The 16,221-nt window shown below is 59.6% G+C and carries 10 protein-coding genes and 1 pseudogene; all 11 read right to left on the bottom strand.

What is annotated here, in order from left to right; translation table 11 throughout:
• Positions 1 to 41: 41 nt before the first annotated feature.
• Positions 42 to 1,412, bottom strand: coding sequence for an exopolysaccharide Pel transporter PelG (gene pelG, locus M5G20_RS14930; RefSeq protein ID WP_273919706.1), 1,371 nt, complete (start codon positions 1,410 to 1,412; stop codon positions 42 to 44).
• Positions 1,413 to 2,927, bottom strand: coding sequence for a GT4 family glycosyltransferase PelF (gene pelF, locus M5G20_RS14925; RefSeq protein WP_273919704.1), 1,515 nt, complete (start codon positions 2,925 to 2,927; stop codon positions 1,413 to 1,415).
• Positions 2,924 to 3,913: a HEAT repeat domain-containing protein gene (locus tag M5G20_RS14920; protein WP_273919703.1), complete on the bottom strand. Its 990-nt coding sequence runs from the start codon at positions 3,911 to 3,913 to the stop codon at positions 2,924 to 2,926. The genes pelF and M5G20_RS14920 overlap by 4 nt, the downstream gene beginning before the upstream one ends.
• Complete coding sequence (locus M5G20_RS14915; RefSeq protein ID WP_273919701.1) at positions 3,891 to 5,255, bottom strand: PelD GGDEF domain-containing protein; 1,365 nt, start codon at positions 5,253 to 5,255, stop codon at positions 3,891 to 3,893. Before M5G20_RS14915 ends, M5G20_RS14920 begins: the two co-directional genes overlap by 23 nt.
• A 5-nt stretch (positions 5,256 to 5,260) precedes the next feature.
• The gene (locus tag M5G20_RS14910; protein ID WP_273919700.1) at positions 5,261 to 5,779 is read right to left on the bottom strand and encodes a penicillin-binding protein activator LpoB; all 519 of its coding nucleotides are present in this window, start codon (positions 5,777 to 5,779) and stop codon (positions 5,261 to 5,263) included.
• 29 nt (positions 5,780 to 5,808) lie between these two features.
• Positions 5,809 to 9,432 (bottom strand): annotated as a pseudogene (locus M5G20_RS14905) (tetratricopeptide repeat protein).
• Complete coding sequence (locus tag M5G20_RS14900; protein ID WP_273919699.1) at positions 9,410 to 12,223, bottom strand: bifunctional glycoside hydrolase 114/ polysaccharide deacetylase family protein; 2,814 nt, start codon at positions 12,221 to 12,223, stop codon at positions 9,410 to 9,412. The pseudogene M5G20_RS14905 and the gene M5G20_RS14900 overlap by 23 nt, the downstream one beginning before the upstream one ends.
• 62 nt (positions 12,224 to 12,285) lie before the next feature.
• A complete protein-coding gene (locus M5G20_RS14895; protein WP_273919698.1) occupies positions 12,286 to 13,218 on the bottom strand; it encodes an NAD-dependent epimerase/dehydratase family protein in 933 nt (310 codons plus the stop codon).
• A gap of 684 nt (positions 13,219 to 13,902) precedes the next feature.
• Complete coding sequence (locus tag M5G20_RS14890; RefSeq protein ID WP_273919697.1) at positions 13,903 to 14,172, bottom strand: PAAR domain-containing protein; 270 nt, start codon at positions 14,170 to 14,172, stop codon at positions 13,903 to 13,905.
• Positions 14,169 to 15,854 carry a type VI lipase adapter Tla3 domain-containing protein gene (locus M5G20_RS14885; RefSeq protein WP_337994295.1) on the bottom strand — a complete coding sequence of 562 codons (1,686 nt, stop codon included), beginning with the start codon at positions 15,852 to 15,854 and terminating at the stop codon, positions 14,169 to 14,171. The genes M5G20_RS14890 and M5G20_RS14885 overlap by 4 nt, the downstream gene beginning before the upstream one ends.
• Positions 15,851 to 16,221: effector protein Tle3 domain-containing protein (locus tag M5G20_RS14880; protein WP_273919696.1), on the bottom strand; the 371-nt coding region annotated here is incomplete at its 5' end. The genes M5G20_RS14880 and M5G20_RS14885, both read right to left, overlap by 4 nt.

The raw sequence follows: 16,221 nt of genomic DNA, 5'->3' as shown, positions 1-16,221 counted from the left end.
TGCCGATCATCGACAGTGCCTTTTTTGACAACCAGAACGCTTCAGCGCGACAACATGAAAGTGTCGTACTCAAGGTCTTCCAGTGCAGTGGACAGCCGATGCAGGCCGAGCAACACGCACACCAGCAACGACAGGGTGAAACCGTAGCCAAAAAAGCTCGGCCCAAGGTGCATGCTCAGTAGCGTCAACCCGGCGTTCAGCACCGCGAAGATCACGCACAGTTCCAGCACCACGGCACGCTTGTCGAGGTAGAAGAACACGTTGAGCAACGCCATGAACACCACCTGGATGCTCACGCCGATCAGGTCGATGTAGAACAGCGGCAGGTAATAACTGGAGATGCCCAGCCAGTCCAGCAAGCGCGGGGCGAACAGGAACAACAGGACCACGGTCAGCCCCTGTACCTTGCAGATTTCCAGCAGGCCCTGACGGATCGACAAGGTCATCTCGGTCTTCAGCGAACTGATGTGCTGCAAGGTCTCGCCTTCGCGAATGGCCCGGAACAGTCGGTCATACCACTCGGCAAAATCGGTCTCGATGCGCACCAGGAACACCGCCATCCCGGGGATGATCGCCAGGTACGCGAGGAAGATCGGCAGGTCGTACAGGATCGAGGCCCGCAGCGGGCCGATGACGGTGTTCGAAGTGCCGGGGTTGAACCAGAACAGGAACTTGTCGATCCAGATGCCAAAGTTATAGAAAAACCCGGTCACCAAAAGACTGACAAACACGTGGCGCCGGTCAAGAAAATCGAAGGCCACCAATTTCTCGGCACGGTATTCGCGCAGGATGTCGTAGAGAAACAGGAACAGCAGCGCACTGTGCCCGATCAACAACGCCAACAGCAGGCCCGCTATTGCCAGGAAGCTCAGCAGATAAGCACTGATGACCATCAGCGAGTAGCCCACCAGCATCACCAGCAGGATGCGGTTATAAGCTTTCATCCCCGAGAGGAAGATGATCACCATCCACAGGTTGCACAGCACCACGAAGTTCGACAGCACCAGCAGCCGGTACATCAGCGGCTGGTCGAACAACACGCTCAGCACAACGATACCCAGTACGCCGGCACCGATGGTGACTATCAACAGCACACCCACCAGGTTGGGCAGGATCTGGTCGTGCTTGTTTTCAAACAACCGGTCGGAAACGAACCGCGTGAAAAACAGCTGCAAACCGCCGGTAAGGATGAGCGAGCTGGCCATCAGATAGGTGACCGTCACCAGGAACTGCCCCACCAGCGTATTGGGCACGACACGGCTCAGGCTGATGATACCCACCAGCATCACGCTGATGATCGACAGCACCCAGGGCCCGGAGCTGATCAGCCCGGCGTAGACGTAGGCATGCAAGGTCGCGGTGTAGGAATCGCGCGACAGGATCTTGCGGAGTTCGAAGCCAATCCCGGCCATTTAACTGTTCTCCATGGCGGCTTGATACAAGTCGCGATAACGCTGCAGCATCAAGGCTTCGGTGTAGTAACGGTTGACCCGCAACAAGCCGCTGGCCTGAGCCGCTTGCCAGCGTTGCGGACTGCGCAGCAGTTCGAGGATTGCCACGCTGGTGGCCTGCGGGTCGGCAATGGCCACGACTTTACCGGCCAGACCGAGGTCGCGGTCTTCAGGGCTGCCGCCTTCGATCATTTCCCGGCACGAGCCCACGTCACTGCTGACCACCGGCGTACCGGCGGCCCAGGCTTCGAGGATCACCAGCGGTTGCGCCTCACTGATCGAAGTCAGGACCATGAGCCCGAGTTTGGGCAGGATGTCCTGGATGCGCTGGAAGCCAAGGAAGTGCACCTTGCCCTCCAGCCCCAGGCTGGCCATCAGGCTGCGGCATTCACTGACGTATTCCGGGTCTTCCTCCTCCGGGCCGACGATCCAGCCTTCAGCCTCGGGCATGGCGCTGATCACGCCGCGCATGGCCCGCAGGAAGGTCTTCACGTCCTTGATCGGCACCACGCGGCCGATCAACCCCACCACCGGCGCGATGCCTGGGGCACGGGATTCGAGGGCGGCGGTCCACTGCGGCAGGTCGATACCGTTGGGAATGACCTGGGTGCGAACCGGGTCGGCACCGTCCTTGATTTGCCGCTGACGGTTGCCGTCGTACAGCGAAATGATGTTGTCGGCGCTGTTGTAGGTCAGTTGGCCGATGCGCTCGAAAAACCGCACCCACAAGGTCCGGATGTAACCCGAGCCGGCATCGAGGCTGCGGTTGAGCGCCTGACCGGAACTCTCGGCGATCCAGCTGGCCTGGGCCAGGTCGATCTTGCGCTCCTTGGTGTAGATCCCGTGCTCGCTGAGCAGGTACTTGCAGTTCCAGCGTTGCTTGAGAATACAGCCCAACAGCCCGGCGTAACCGGTGGAAATCGAATGCAGCATCCGCGCCCGCGGCATCCGGCGCGACGACTCGGCGAGCATCAGCAACGGCGACTGCATTGAGCGCAGGGTCCAGAAATAGTTGATGAACGACGGGTCGGCGCAATGCAGGCGATAGCCTTCGCTCAACGCCTCCCAACTGGCGCGGCTGCGCAGCACGTCGTCGAGGGTCAGGCGGCCTTGCGCGATGCTGTCGAGCAGGTTTTCACCCAGTGCCGGTTCAGGCGCGTCCGGGTGATGCAGGAAGCGATAGAGGTCGTCCAGCTGTTGCAGGTCGGCCTCGCGCGGTGTGCCTCGGGTGTTGGTCGTGTGGGTTGCGTCTTCGAGGAACACTTCTTCGATGTGCAGCACGTTCGACGGCACTTGATAGCGTCGCTCGGCATAGGCCGAACGCTGCCCGCCGATGAACATCACCGAGAACGTCAGCTCCGGCAGGCCGAGGATCATCTGGTGAATCCAGCTCGACACGCCGCCACGCACATAAGGCCAGGTGCCTTCGAGCAGCAGGCAGATGTCGGCGATCGGCGCCTCTTCCTTGTGACTCATGTCCAGCTCCTCACCAGATCAGCGAAGGGTGGTCGCTGGCGGGTTTTCTCGGGAAGGCTTGCGAGCAACCCTGGAATTTCATGGTAACGACCGGCTTCGAACGCCAGCTCGGCGTGAAACGGCAGGATCTGCGCCGCGCCCATGCCGTTTTCCTGGGCTTGGGTCAGCAGCACTTCGGCGCGCTCGATGTCGCCGCGTTCCAGGGCGATACGCCCGGCCAACAGAAACAGCTCACCGCCCTCACCCGCTTGCAGACCTTGTTCGGCATGCTCGCTGGCTTGATTGAGGACGTGCTCGAGTACGCTGCCTTGCGCCAGCCCCAGGTACGCCAGCTCCCAATACCAGCGCGCCAGAGTGCCGTGCAGCACGCCGGCGGCTTTGGTCGTGGCGCCGTGCAGTTGGCCGAGGGCAATCTGGATGCGCAGGTTGATGTCGCTTTCCTGCTTGTCGAGCATCGAATACGCCAGCAGCCGCACATCGTCGCTCGGGTCACCCAACGCCAGCTTGAGAATCGGCACCGCTTCCTTGCCGGGCATACGCTTGGTGGCCAGCAAAGCGGACAGGCGCTGATCCGGGTCCGGTGCGTGACGCAAGACATCCTGCAAACCGCCGTCGGCAAAGATCGGCGAATGCAGATTTGTCTGCGCACGATACGGCAGGCTCGGAATGCCTACCGCTTGCCAGGCTTGCTTGTCGCGTTTGCGTGGCAGGTACAGCGCCGGGAAGATCGCCGCGACCACACCCACCGCACCGAGCACCGGCACAAAAAATGCCAGGCTGAAAATAAACAGCGGGCTCCACGGCAACGGCGAGCGGTAGCGCGCCGGCAACAGCAGCCAGACTGCGCCACACAACATCACACAAGCCAGGCCATGAGTGAGGCTGAACACCAGCAATTGGTGCACCTCGGGGGCGTCGGCCCACAAGCTGGCCCAACTGCCCGCCTCTAACAACAAGGCTCCGCTAAACAGCCACTTGCTGATCATTCAGGCCACACTCGTTGAACAGGAAGTTACGCAGCCCGTTGTGTTCATCGGGCTCCAGGTTGTAAGGCATGACCCGCACTCCGAGGCTGTCCAAGTCACTTTCAATGCCGAAGTGTTCATGCACCAGCAGGTTGATACGCGACAGATAGCCCTCGGTGCCTTGCGGGCTGGTCAACGGCAGCAGCACCAGCAGCAGCTGGTGATCGCGGTTGTTGCGCAGCGGCAGGTGCAAGTCCAGACCGCGCTGACTGCGCTCCAGCAGGCGCGTCAGCTCTTCGTTGGAGCGGGTCATCTCGAAGGCGAACAAACCGGCCGACAACTGATGCTGCTCAACGTCGACCAGCGAGCGCTTGAGTTGCAGCGTGAAGTGCTGCGCGTCGGCATCCGCCAGTTGCAGCACTTGCACGTCACGCAGCAGCAGGTCGGCGATGTGCCCGGCCAACAGCGCCAGCAGGCTCAGTGTCCGATCCTGAAAGGCGAAGAACGGCATCTGCCGCACCGCCAGCACCGCCAACAGACGCCCTTCGGCATCGATCAATGGTATGCACGCTTGCAACGACGAGAATTGCGCCGAGCCACCGGCATCGATCAACTCCTGACGCACGCTCACCAGCTCACCGCGCTCCAGGCACAACTTGACCAGACCGTCTTCGGTGTCCAGCGAGCCCATGACGCCGATGGTTGCCAACGGAGCAGGCAACACCCGCTCACCGCGATCGTCGACCCGATAGAGCCCGGCCACCCGCAGCGAGCCGTATTGTCCAAGCACGGCGACGATCGGGTCAGCCAAGGCCAACAGTGCATCACCCTGCTCCGGCATGACTCGCAGTCTTTCGCGCAGGCCCAGCAGGGAGCTGCGCAAGCTTTGGTCGCTGCCCGCCACACGCTGTTCCAGACGGTCGTGGGAGACCCGCAGAATCTGATGCGCGCGGGTGAATTCATCGAGACGATACTGGCGATAATCGTTGGCCATCTGCAGACGCTCCAGGCGTCTTTCCCACAGATCGCGAACCTCGCCCACCAGCATCCCGCAGACCAGCACGCCGACAATCCACGACGGTTCAAGCTGTTCATAACCGGCGTGGCCACTGTAGCGCAGGGCAAAGACTGCCAGCACCAACAAACCGGCGCTGAGCAGGCCGCGCACAAAACCGTAACGCACACCCAACAGCAGCGGCGCCAGAATCGGCCAGGGGAACCCGCCGTGCATTTGCATCGGGTCGTGTGGGGTCAGCCACAGACCGAGGCCGATGGTCAGGCCGGTTACCAGGAACGTTTCCAGCCAAGACACCAGGCCGCTGGCGCGAGGCGCCAGGCTGTAATCCATGTGTGGAGAATTCATTGCAATCACTCGAAGCTAAGGGCGCCAACAAGATTGTCGAGCACCTTTTGCGCGGTACCCGCCAGGCTTTCACGAGACCAACCGGCACGCGCGCCACTTTTGCTCCAGAGCACCTGGCCGCTGCTTGCATCCAGTACGCGCAGGCTGATGCCCACTGCCGGCTCGCCGTCCAGGCCGTTCTTGTACTGCCACTCTTCAACGCTGCCGGCGACCACGTAATCGAGTTTCTGCTCGCGCGCCCAATCGAGCGCACCGGCCAGACGCTCGCTGTCGTCCATCAACGCTTGCTCACCCTGGGTGCTGGCCGGGTAAACCCGCGGTTGCAGGCCGTGGCTGCTGAGGACGCTGAGCAGGATTTGCTCGCTGCGTTCACCGGCCTGCGGCGTCTGCGAATAGTTGACCATCGGCACGATGCCCCACTGCGCAGTGCGCGGCAGGTTCGGGCTGCTTTCGTCGGTGAAGCTGGCACAACCGGCGACGAACAGGACCGCCAGCGCCAGGCTCAGATTACGAATTGCTTGCATACGTTTTTCTCCCGTAGAAAATTCCATGATCAGCGTCCGAAACGCACGCCGTAGCTCACGCCCAGTGTTCCGCCGGCCTTGCCGTCCCCGCCTTGTGGCGCGGATTGGTAGCCGAAGGTCAGGGCCAGTTCGTCATCACCCAGCACTTCAACGCCGATCCCGGTATTGATGCCGTAGTTAAAGGTTTGATCGGTCCATTGCCAACCTGCCGTCAGGTCCACCAGCCAGGTGTACTGCGGCTTGGTCCGCACCAGTGCGCCGGGCAAGCCGCGACGCCAGGAACTGCCGAAATACAATTGGCCATAGCGGCTTTGCAGCAAGTCGTCAGCGGTAACGGTCTCGATGTCCAATGGATTGATCGGATCGGGCTCACCGGTATCCGGGTCGAACGTCTGCTCAGGCGCGGCCCTGATGACCGGCCCGCCAAAGTTGCTGGACAGATAATCCAGATTTTTGTCCTTGACCCGGTTTTTCTGGTAGTCGACACCGCTGCGCACGGTCCAGTTGGGACCGGCGAATTCCAGCGTGTGGTTGTACTCCATTTTCAGCGCGTGACCATCGCCCAGATCGTCACCGGCACGGGTGGAAAACGACCGCTGTGCGACTTCCCAGCTGAACTGATCGCGGGCCGTCAGGCTGTGACGCCCACCCAGATACACGCGGTCCTGTTGACCAAAGGCGCGCATCAAACCGCTGTCTTCGTTCTTGCGATGCCAATCAACACCGGTTTCCAGTTCATCGCTCACGCCCAACTGCCAGGTCCGGGACAGGCCCAGGCCGTTGCGGTCGTCATCGTCGCGCTGGCTGGTGTCGGCAAACAGTTTGTAGCTGCCGTTATCCACGGCATGTTGCAGGGTCAGGGCCGCGTTACGCTCTTCGCCGATTTTCGATGATTCGATTTCGTCACCGCTGTAGTCGCCCTGTTCCAGCTCAAGATCGGCGTACCACTTATCGCCCAGGTTGTGCGCGATTTGCAGACGCGGCGCGTTGAACTCGATTCCGCCGAAATCCTGCTCTTGCCACGACAACTGCGCGCCTTGCGGCGTGCGCTCATGGATTTCCACGGCCTGGCGACGCAGCTGTTCGCGTACGGCCAATGGCTGCTCGTCACCCAGTGCCGAAAGGCTGGTGTCGAGGGCTTCGTTCAGACGACCCAGGCGATTGAGCGCCTGAGCCCGTTGCGCAGGGTTCAAGTCACTACGGGCCAGCAGGGTTTCGACTTGCGACTTGTTACGGCTACGCAGGGCTTCCTGAATCTGCTCGTAGCGCTCGACCTTCAAGCCGTGGCTACGTGCCCACGCCAGTCATTCATCCTTTTGCGATTCCGAATTGGTGGTATCGAGGCGCGCCAGCAAACGTTCTAACCACATTTGCAACATCGCCGGCGAACCGTCCTTCCACCTCAACAACTCGTGCTGCGCCTTTTTCGGCGAATAACTGCTGGTCATCAGGCGCAGCCATACAGCGTAACGCTGAGACGAGGGCCTTATGTCCTCACCTTCCGGGCTGCGCAGCAGCTTCAGGCGCAATCGCTGGGCTGCATCCTCATAACCGGCGCTTTCCAATGCGTCGGCATAGGCCGCCCGCACCAGCCAGTCCTGCGGACTGCTTTTGAGGTACATGCGATACCAGGCGAGTGCTTCTGCGTCCCGGCCCAGCAACTGGCTGGCACTGGCGAACGGCAGCCACAGCAGTCGGTCCTGGCGTGCATGATCGCGCCACTGGGTCATCAGCGGCTTGAGTTTCGCGGTGTTCGCCTGGTCAACGTAGAACCACACCAGTCGCTCACGGAACAAGTTGTCAGTGGGGTAACGCGACAAGCCCAGTTGATACAGGCGCTCGGCCTCATCGGCATTCCCCTGCGTGGCCGCCAGTGCACCCCGCATCGCCAGCACCTGGGCTTGATCAAAGGCATCCGGAAACTGCTCGGCATCCTTAAGCAGCGATGCCACCCGCGACCAGTCGTCCAACTCCTGGGCTTGCTGCAAGGCCTCGACCAGACGTTGCGGATCCCGGGTGCGCTCCCAGCTGCCAATCGTCAACGTCAAGGCGCGTTGAGGATCGCGAGTGCGATACATGGTGATCAGCTGGCTCTCGTCGCCACTGGTCAACTTGCCATTGATCGCAAGCAGTTTTTCCAGCGAAACCCGTAAATCCTCATCGCGCTCCAGCTCCCAGGCCAGGGACGCACGGGCGTGCCAGTAATTCTCGTCGTCGATGCTCTGGTCATCGTCCTGAACCACCTTCCATGCGGATTTGTTATCGAACAATTTCAGGTAAGTGTTGGCCCAGTCGACCTGCTCGGTGGTATTGAGCTTGAAGCGTTTGGCATAGCGCTCATAAACCTTGGTCTTGCTCTCGAACTGCCCGGTGTTTTCCAGGTTCTGCAACAAACGCGTCCACGCCAGGCGATGCGACGGGTACTTGCGCAAGTACTTGCGGAACCAGGCTTCGGCCTCCTTCGGCGTGCCCCGCGATTCATGACCGTAGTTCAGTGCATCGAGTTCGATGTCAGTCAGCGCACGCTGATCCATGATCTCTTCGAGCAACGGGATCGAACGATCGAAATCAAACTGCTGACTCCCCAGACGCCACGCGTGCTCGCGCAGCTTCGGGTCTTCGCGCAACCTCAGCAGACTGATCCAGTAGGTCAACGCGGCCTCGTTCTCTCCACGCCATTCACCCAGCAGCGCCATTTGCTCAAGCAACGCCTGATCCTGCGGATGGTCGATCACCAATTGCTGACCGGTTTCCCAGGCACCCGCCAGGTCGCCGATGGCCAGTCGCACATGGAAAGCCTTCAACGGGATTTGCGGGTTATCCGGCTGCAAAATCTGCCACTGCTTGAGCACTTGCTGTGCCAGCTCAAAACGCTTGTTCGCTACCGCGACATCAACCCCCTGTTCCAGCCAGGCAATATCGGTTTGCGGATTGGTCAGCTGCGGTAGCTCATCGGCAAGCACCTGTGCGGCCTGATCACCACGACCGGCCAACAGCAGGCTGTCAAAAGCCAGCTTTGCAAATTCGCGACGCTCGGCGCCTACCTGGGCTTCTCTTTTGAGCTGCTGATAGATATCAGCCGCACGCCCAGGCTGCTCACCTGCCATATACCACTGGGCGGCAGATCTCAACGATTCGGTACGCAACTTCGGTTCACGGTTGGCAATTTCTTCGAAGACGCCAGCGGCGAACGCCGGGGCCTGCAACTCCAGCGCCAGCTTGGCCAGGGTTTGCAACTGCGGCGTCGGCAACTTGCGGTGATCGAAGGTTTTCATCCGCTCAACCAATGCTTGCTGAGCAATCAGATCGTTGCTGCTCTCGGCCACCAATGCGTCAAGCTGCAAACGATAAAAAGCCTGAACCTCCGCCTTCGGATGCGGCCAGGCCTCCAGGTGCCGCCGCGCCTTGTCGTACTCCCCCAGACGAATCAGCAGATCGATCAGTTGCATACGCAGATGATCGTCGTCCGGGTGGGCCGCCAGCAGCAACTCTGCATAGTTGGCCGAGACCGCATCCGGTTCACGGCCATCGGGCTGGAATACTTCTTCACGCTGGAAAGTCGCCCACAGCAGACCTCCCACGGCAACCGCCACCACCGCCAATGCCCATGGGTTGAGCAGGCGGCTTTTTTTAGTTGCAGAGGAGCTGACCATTACTCACCTGCTTCATTGGTAATTGAAAAGTCCAAAGGCCCGCAGACCCCTTGCCTGCAAAACGCTGTCCATCCACTTCGACCCGGCAGGCACTCGCCGAGCGTACCGAGAAGGTCAGATCAAACTGCCCGGCAAACGAAAAACTCACGCGTTTATCATCCAGGTACTGCCAGCTCAGCAGAGGCAAATTCGCATCCTCCAGCGCCGGGCGGCCGTCCCGGTCAGGACGCAGGACCAACAGTGCCCGGTCGCTGCTCAGGGCCACATAGCGGCCTTGCGGTATATCTCGAACACCGGCAATGCCTTGCGATCGCAGCAAATCCGGCCAGCCCATTTGCGGGTCCAGGCGCACGGTGCGCAATGCATCCATGCCGCGAATCTGCCAATTACCATCGGCGGTCCGCGCCAGGCTGGCCTGGTACAAGCCATGCAATCGATCGATGTAGTCGCTCATCCACAGCGACATCGGATTCTGCTCACGCATGTAGCCGTAGATCTCGTGCATGGCCTTGATCGAGGCTTGCTTGGTGCTTGAATAGAAGTGGTAGTAGAGGTGCAGGCCCCGCAGACGCTTTGGGCTGTCAGTCAGTTCAAAGGTCTCGATCAATTCGCGGAAGCCGTAGTAGGGGCCGTGCCACAGGTTGGTGTAGAGGTTCTCGTTGATGATCGGCGCGTAGTACTGCAAACCGCCCTCGGTAGGGCGCAGTAACGGGTTCAACCCGGTCAGCGACGGATCGGCCTTGGTCATCATCGTTTCGGCGCCGTTGACGTTTTTCAGACCGGCATCGTAGGCAATCTTCAGCGTCGATGCCGAAGGCAGGGCGTCACCTGGCCAGAACACCATTTTTACCGGCTTTTCCGGGGTGGTGAGCTGCTGGTTGATGTAGTCGCGCGAACCGACAACCTCGCGCTGGAAATCAATTTTGTCGTAGCCCGGAATCGCCATGTTCAAACCATATTCCGGTTTGAAATTCTCACGCTTCCTGGCCTTGTCCGGCTGCATGAAAAACGGATGGCTGAAGGTGTGAGTGGCCACTTCGACTTTCGGGTTGGCGAAGATCTCGCGGGCGATGGGCTCCAGTTCACGCGCCAGGTGCGGGAACATGCCACGCGGCGAAATCTCACCCTCGACGATCGACACCGACGTCAGGAACGGGTTGGGCTTGATGTAGTCGTCCAGCGTGTGACGACCGGCGTACGGAGTGCCACGCACTTCGGCGCGGGATGGAAAACCGTCGCCATCGATGTGTACGGTGGCGATTCGACGGCCGTTTTCCGTGGTGGTGTCCGGGCGTGGTTGCTCAGGCAGACGCAGGCTTGCCTTGAGGAAGGCGAAGGGATCGAGAATCCAGCGACTGCGCTCGTTGTTCACCTCAAGAAGGTAAGGCGCCAGCGCCAGACCGCCCCAATCGCCAATGACGACCGGATTGAACGTTTCGCCTGCTGCATTGCTCAGCGAGAGTGCCGGTGTCGGCCCCTTGGGCAATACCGAAACCGCCGTCAGATCACGGGATCGGGGCTGCACCGGTGCTTCAAAAGCGCCGATCAGCGCCTTGTCTTGATGAGTAACGGTCAGGGTTTGGGTACCCGGCGGAGCTTCGCGGGTCAGGCCCATGCGCTTGAGCAGAACCCGGTCTTCAATCGGCAGACCGGAGAAAAAAACCACCGGCACGTGCTCGTCCAGACGCGCGCTAATGAAGCGGTTGAACGCCGCAGCATCTTGCGGCGAACCGCTGGTCATCCACGTAATCACCCCGGCATACAAGCCACTGAAGCGATATTCCGGCATGGAGCTGTTGGCAGGCAGGTAGTCGACCCGATACCCCAAGTATTCGAGCAGTCCCCCGAGATAGGTATGACCGGCATTATCAGCCAGGTCACCTTCGCGTGGGTCGTAAACCAACGCTACACGTCGCGGCTGCACTTCGATGTTGCTGATACCCATCGAATTCAGGTCCGGGGTGCTGATAAAAGGAATGAAACCTTCATCGCGCAAACGCTTGGCCAGCTTGCGGGCCTCCTCACGTTGTTCCGGTGGCAAATAGTCGATCGCCACCAGTGGAATGCCCTTGGCACGCAACGGTTGCAGCTGGCCCAGCAGCCATTGGCGGTCCGCCTCCGGCACGGGTCGATATCGCTTGGCCGCTGCATCCCAACCGGCATACAGCGACTCGAAAGCTACCGCTGCCGCCACGCCGTCGAGCTCCGGCAGCACTTCAAAGCCACGATTGAAAAACAACTTCAGTTTTGGCTGCTGCTTGTGCAGCTCCCGCAGAAAACTCGCAAGGCCGGCACGCTGTGCTTCACGGGATGCTTCTGGCAGTAGAGTGAAACTGTCGAGGGTATCGAGAAAAAGTCCACCATAACCCTGGGCTTGCAGCTGCTTGGCACGCCCGAGCAAATGTTCGCGCCAGGCCGGTGCCGTGAGGTCCATGACCTGGCTGTTCCACGAATCGTTTCGCACCGGAGAGACAGCCTTGTCCAGGCCGGCCTTGGCGATGTCAGCCTTTGAGCCGTCGAACTCTCCCACAGACACATAAGCAAACGGTTCACTGCCCAGCTTGCGCAGCGTTTTGACATCGCTCGCCGTCATGTGCCCCGGCTCGACAACTGCCCAGTCGAACTGGGCCAGTTCAGAGATCGGCGGCTCATCGGCATACCAAAAAGCCACGCTGGAGGGAGGCGTCAATACCGCGGCTTGCACGGTGGGGCCACTCACACACAGCGCCAGAGCGGCTAACAGTCGCTTGGCGACCGAGCGGACACGCGTCCTGCGAAAAACGATTTCCATAACTCACTCTTGAAATGACTTGATCAGTACTGCTTGTGCGTCGGACAGTAAAGCAGGCCGAGTTACAAACTGCGGATGAGTTGCGCTAGACCGTTGCCGATGGACGTCGGTTCCGGAAGCTTGAAGCGCTCAAGCAGGCGGGCATTATTGGCGCGCGAATGGCGTATGTCGCCTTGACGTGGCGCCTGATTGTTCACCGTCAGAGGATGGCCGGTGGCGGCCCCCAGTTCAGCGATCAAATCATTGAGGCTGGTGGAACGGCTCAGACCGACGTTCACCGCCCCGGGACGCGGCTCGGTGGTTTCCACGGCTTGCAGCAGAATGCTCACCAGGTCCAGGACGTAAACGAAGTCGCGGGTCTGCTCGCCATCACCGAAAATCGACACCGGCTGCTGCTTCAGCGCTCGCTCGGTGAAAATGCTGATCACCCCGGAGTACGGCGAGGACGGATCCTGGCGTGGGCCAAAGATGTTGAAGAAGCGCAGGATGACTGGCTCCAGGGCGTGTTCACGACGATAGAAATCCAGGTAGTGCTCACTGGACAACTTGTCGCTGGCATAGGGCGTGAGTGGCGATTTTGGCGTGTCTTCGTCGATGGCCGAACCTTCGCCATTATTGCCGTAGATGGCCGCACTGGACGCGAACACGACGCGCTTGATCCCGGCCTTCAGCATGTTTTCGCAAACGTTGAGGGTACCGACGAAATTGGCTTGATGCGTACCGACCGGATCGTCCACCGATGCCTGTACCGAAGCCACTGCCGCCAAATGTACGACGGCGTTGCAATCGCGCATGGCCTGGGCCACGGCGGCACTGTCTGCGACATCGCCGATAACCAGGTTCAGATTGGCGTTGTCCATGGGCAAATTACTGACTTTGCCGGTGGACAAGTTATCCAGCACGCGGACTTTATACCCCTTGGCCAGCAACGCTTCCACAAGGTGCGATCCAATGAATCCGGCTCCGCCAGTGACCAGTACGCGCTCAACGAACATGAAATTTCTTCCTGAATATTCAAGCGGATACTCGTTAAAGAGGCCGCTGACGGTGTGGGCATTTGTCATCGTATTGCGGTTGCGAACCTTGGGAAACTGCCCAGTCACCACCGACATTTTTATGGCGCAAAGCCATCAAAACGCGGCCGATAATGGGAGAACAAACCGATACTGTCAATAGGTTGTCTACTTTGCCGCCATACGGCACGTAGTAGTGAAAGTTCGCCACTTTATTGACGCCTAAAATGGATCCATTTTGATCATTAAAGTACATCCTGGCGTCGCCCCACCTCAATGACTCATGGACAGGATCCAGCGGCTCACCGGAACGCAACCCAGCGTAGCCACTCTAGAGCGCCAAGATGAAATTAAAACGCCTTTCCAGCGACAACCTGGCTGGCACCCTGCGAAGGACGACAACAGCCTGATTGCGTCCGACCGTATTTTTATCCAATACGGATGCGTTTCGCCCAAGTCATCCGGATACGCCGGTTTGCGTGCGCGTTCGGAGGCTGACTTTGCGGCGGATCATTTGCCTTGAGCGCGCCAAGGTTTCTGGCCCGGGCGTTCATCCACATGAACTTTTCTTCACCCCACCTCGAAGCCACACCCTGTACATTTGCCTCGCTCATTCAAGAAACTACGGTTTGCCCGCCCTCCCGCGGGCTTTTTTTTGTTTGATTTTTACCCTGCCCGCACATTTTGAGCAGTGCTCGCCACGCCATGACAACCACAGGCCAGGAGATGGCCCTCCAATACAACCGGGATGCCATTCATACGCCGGCGCGGATGCCCTTCGACGAAGGCAAACTCGCCCAGATGCAGCGGGCAGTAAGCCTTGTCGCCCAACACCGCCGGGGTTTTTCCATTGAGGGTATGCGTGCCTTTGAGCTGGCAGGAGACTACTTCGCCGCCGCTACTCGTAGCGTCACTCAGGCAGATGGGGTGCTTCATGGTTTGGGTACTCCACCGCTAGGCGACCCGAATTTGAAAGGGTCGGCACCTCGGTTCTGGCGGTTTTTCTCTTTGCGGGCCTCGCTCGGAGGGCGGATCATTTGTACCGTCAGGCTGCCATCTGCACCGGCGTAAACCACCGCACTGGCTCCGCCGTCCAGATAACTGGCGATGGTCGCCAGGTTGATCTCCACCAGCGCGCTACTCACCCCTGTGTTGCCCAGGCGCCGTCCGATGTTGTATCCCTCGTCGACACTTCCCAATTCGATGCCATGGCCGTCGGTATTCAAGCCGTGCAAGGCAAGGGTCAGGGCGATTTCAGCTTCTTGATTGTCGGTGGTGTCGTAGAACACGCGCACCGGCTTATGCCCTTCGGGCAGGGTATCCAGCGCCTGCAACCAGCCGGCTTGCAGCGCCTTGGCCTGCAATGCCGGTTTGAGCCGTTTGCCGTTTTCGTCCTGCATCGCGACCTTGATCGGGCGGTGCAGGTAACCCAGCACCGGCGCGGCGTCGAATTCTTTGACCTGATGCTGGGCCCAGCGGATGGGTAACCATGGGGAAGGTTCGAACTCTCCGGGGCCGCGGCTGCTGATGGTTTGCCAGAGGGTGGGGAGTTGGGATTGCCAGTAGGCGGTGGACATGGTGGTAGGCGCATAGGGCGCCTCTAATGCATTGGCACGTGCTGCGGTTTCGTACCAATCGGTAAATGCTCGATCACGGTCCCAATAGAAAGCCCAGAGGTTGCCCAAATCTGTGTTTTTGTTCTGATTGTCCTCAGCCTCATGGGTGGCATAGCGACGAATGTACCGATCCACCCGATCCGAGCGGGTAACCAGCAGCCCGGCCATGCTTTCGTAGACGGTGGGGACGACGTGGCCGTTCTGCAATCCTGGGGTTCCTATAACCCGCAATCCGTCTCGCGTGACGTCGCCATCCTCGCTCACGATCAAGGCCTGGGGCACTTCGGGGTTGTCATCGAAGAACTGGAACAATCGCTCGATCATGCCCTGGGCATGGGTTGTGTTTTCTGCGTCTTGCCACAAAAACAGCGTGACTCCCAGTGTCGCGGCATTGCGACCGCTGAGGATATTGCTCGCAGCCCCAGTATCTGAGGGTTGCTTGGGCGGCGCGATGGAAAACACCGGGATTGGCCAGTACGCCACTGACTCGCCTGCCGAATGTTTGAAGGCAACGCGGATTTTGATATCTCTACTGATCATTCTGAAGTCCAGCGAGTCCGTGTAATCCTTGGGGTCACGAGAGTAAATTGAAGCAAAGTTGTCGTTTTTCTTTTTGATGACCTGCCAGATTTCAGATTGATGGTCGTGATGAATCCCAAGCCCCACGCCCCGGATTTCCAACGCGTAGGTCCGCGCTTGCATGGCCTGCTGTTCGGCGATTTTTGCCATGACGTTGGCTTTGTAAGCAGCAAGCCCCGCCTTTTCACTGGCCACGGCTTTGCCCCACCAGTGAACGCTGAAGATGAGCAACATCGGGCCCACAATAGCGGCGATACCCCAGCGCATTACTTGGTTCATGTCACGAAGTTCCATGCTGAGCTCCTGTGCCTTGATTTGGACGATCCAGACGAAGCCGAGCCAAACGATCAGCAGTACGCCGGCAATCCAGAGGTAGGGTTTGAGTTTCGGAAAAGTCCGGGTTCGGTGTTGAGAGTCGCTCACAAGGCACCTCCTTTTTCAGCTCTGCCGGAAAGCAGGGAGGGCGATGTCAGCGAGACCAGGTCGGAGGGCGGAAAAGTACCTTTTTCGTAATACAGATAACTGGCCCTCACTAACAACTGAGCCTCAGTACTAAGTCGTGTCCATCCTGGCAGTCGTCCGACTTGGTCGAATCGTTTTTCACCCATCTTCCAATCCGCAATCGCCACCAACACCTCACGCATCCGCGGATCATCAAGGCAATGCGCCTGGCCAATGGCAATGTCCATCGCCGTCACCCAGCGCTGGTTTTCCGGGCTGCGCAAAATCGCCGAGTGATAGGAATTGGCCCCCCATTCACGTTGGTCATGCTCCATGCGCGCCCGGGCTT

It is taken from the genome of Pseudomonas sp. TNT2022 ID1044 (assembly GCF_028656895.1).
Lineage (GTDB): Bacteria > Pseudomonadota > Gammaproteobacteria > Pseudomonadales > Pseudomonadaceae > Aquipseudomonas > Aquipseudomonas reinekei.
Note: the sequence above shows the minus strand (reverse complement) of the source record. Positions and strands in the feature narration are given on the sequence as shown.

Bases quoted from the DNA above. Each gene is read 5' to 3' on its own strand.
- M5G20_RS14895 (WP_273919698.1), bottom strand. From the start codon at position 13,218: ATGTTCGTTGAGCGCGTACTGGTCACTGGCGGAGCCGGATTCATTGGA.
- M5G20_RS14915 (WP_273919701.1), bottom strand. From the start codon at position 5,255: ATGAATTCTCCACACATGGATTACAGCCTGGCGCCTCGCGCCAGCGGC.
- M5G20_RS14890 (WP_273919697.1), bottom strand. From the start codon at position 14,172: ATGAAGCACCCCATCTGCCTGAGTGACGCTACGAGTAGCGGCGGCGAA.
- M5G20_RS14920 (WP_273919703.1), bottom strand. From the start codon at position 3,913: ATGATCAGCAAGTGGCTGTTTAGCGGAGCCTTGTTGTTAGAGGCGGGC.
- M5G20_RS14910 (WP_273919700.1), bottom strand. From the start codon at position 5,779: ATGCAAGCAATTCGTAATCTGAGCCTGGCGCTGGCGGTCCTGTTCGTC.
- pelG (WP_273919706.1), bottom strand. From the start codon at position 1,412: ATGGCCGGGATTGGCTTCGAACTCCGCAAGATCCTGTCGCGCGATTCC.
- pelF (WP_273919704.1), bottom strand. From the start codon at position 2,927: ATGAGTCACAAGGAAGAGGCGCCGATCGCCGACATCTGCCTGCTGCTC.
- M5G20_RS14900 (WP_273919699.1), bottom strand. From the start codon at position 12,223: ATGGAAATCGTTTTTCGCAGGACGCGTGTCCGCTCGGTCGCCAAGCGA.